General features: G+C 70.7%; 1 protein-coding gene. It reads right to left on the bottom strand.

Features of this window, described 5'->3' with window-relative positions:
* Positions 1 to 2: 2 nt before the first annotated feature.
* Positions 3 to 1298 (bottom strand): diaminobutyrate--2-oxoglutarate transaminase, encoded by a 1296-nt coding sequence (ectB, locus tag H5J33_RS35045; protein WP_181798687.1) that lies wholly within the window; start codon positions 1296 to 1298, stop codon positions 3 to 5.
* Between the last annotated feature and the right edge of the window lie 172 nt (positions 1299 to 1470).

Below are 1470 nucleotides of genomic sequence, written 5' to 3'. Positions count from 1 at the left end.
CCTCACACTGCCCCTCTGTGATCAATATTGCGCCCGTGATAAATCTTCACGACCCCGACTGCCGAGGCCACGGCCTCCCGGAGTACCGAGAGTCCCTCGGCCAGTTCCTCGTCCGAGATGTTCAAGGGGGGCATGATCTTCACCACCTCGTCACCGGAGCCCGCCGTCTCCACGAGCAGTCCGCGGGCGAAGGCCTCGGCAGCGGCCCTCCTGGCCATGCCGGGCTCCCGGAAGGACACCCCCCACACCAGACCGCGCCCCCGCGGGGCCGCCACATGGCCCGTGTGCCGGCGGGCGAGTTCGCCGAGCGACTCCTCGAGCAGGCGCTCCCGTGCCGTGGTCCGCTTCTCCAGCGTGCTGTCCGCCCAGAACTCCCGGAGGACGGCAGCCGCCGTCACGAAGGCCGGGTTGTTGCCCCGGAACGTGCCGTTGTGCTCACCCGGCAGCCAGACGTCCAGCTCGGTGCGGAAGAGGGTGAGCGCCATCGGCAGACCGTATCCGCTGATGGATTTCGACAGGCACACGATGTCCGGGGTGATCCCGGCGGCTTCGAAGCTGAAGAACGGCCCGGTGCGACCGCACCCCATCTGGATGTCGTCGACGATCAGCAGGATCCCGCGCCGGGCGCACAGCTCCGCGAGGTCGGCGAGCCAGGTGAGGCGGGCCGGATTCACGCCGCCCTCGCCCTGCACGGTCTCCACGATGACGGCGGCGGGCAGGTCCATGCCGCTGCTGCTGTCGGCCAGCATGCTGTCCAGCAGTTCCAGCCCGGACACCCGGCCGCCGGCGAAGCCGTCGTAGGGGACGCGCCAGGTGTGTCCGAGCGGAACGCCGGCACCCGCACGCTTCGCGGCGTTTCCGGTGACGGCCAGGGACCCCAGCGACATGCCGTGGAAGCCGCCGGTGAAGGCGACCACGGTCTGCCGCCCGGTCACCTTGCGGGCCAGCTTGAGCGCGGCCTCCACACTGTTGGTGCCGGTCGGGCCGGGGAACTGCACCCGGTAGTCGAGGCCGCGGGGCTCGAGCACCCGGGCCGCGAACTCCGTGAGGAAGTCCTCCTTGGCGGCGGTCAGCATGTCCAGGCTGTGGGCGACACCGTCCTGCTCGAGGTAGTCCAGCAGGGCGCGCTTGGGCACGGGGTGGTTGTGCCCGTAGTTCAGGGCACCGGCACCCGCGAAGAAGTCCAGGTACGCACGGCCGTCGCGGTCGAACATCCGGCTGCCGCGTCCGTGGGTGAAGACCACCGGCCAGCTCCGGCAGTAACTGCGGACTTCGGATTCGATGGTGGAGGCGATCATGCGGGTCTCCTCGGGAAGGTACGGGGAACGAAGAAGGGCGTCGAGGCGGGGCCGGGCAGGCGGGGGTACGGGCCGGAGGCCGGGCTCAGGCGCCGGAGAGCGAGCGCACGGTGAGGACCGACACACCCCCGAGCACCAGCAGGACCGCCACCCCGGCGCACCGCAGGACCGG

The organism is Streptomyces sp. WELS2 (genome assembly GCF_013870595.1).
Taxonomy (GTDB): Bacteria; Actinomycetota; Actinomycetes; order Streptomycetales; family Streptomycetaceae; genus Streptomyces.
This window is presented reverse-complemented; position numbering and strand designations above follow the sequence as displayed.

Coding starts and splice junctions, on each gene's coding strand:
- ectB (WP_181798687.1), bottom strand. CDS start 1,298: ATGATCGCCTCCACCATCGAATCCGAAGTCCGCAGTTACTGCCGGAGC.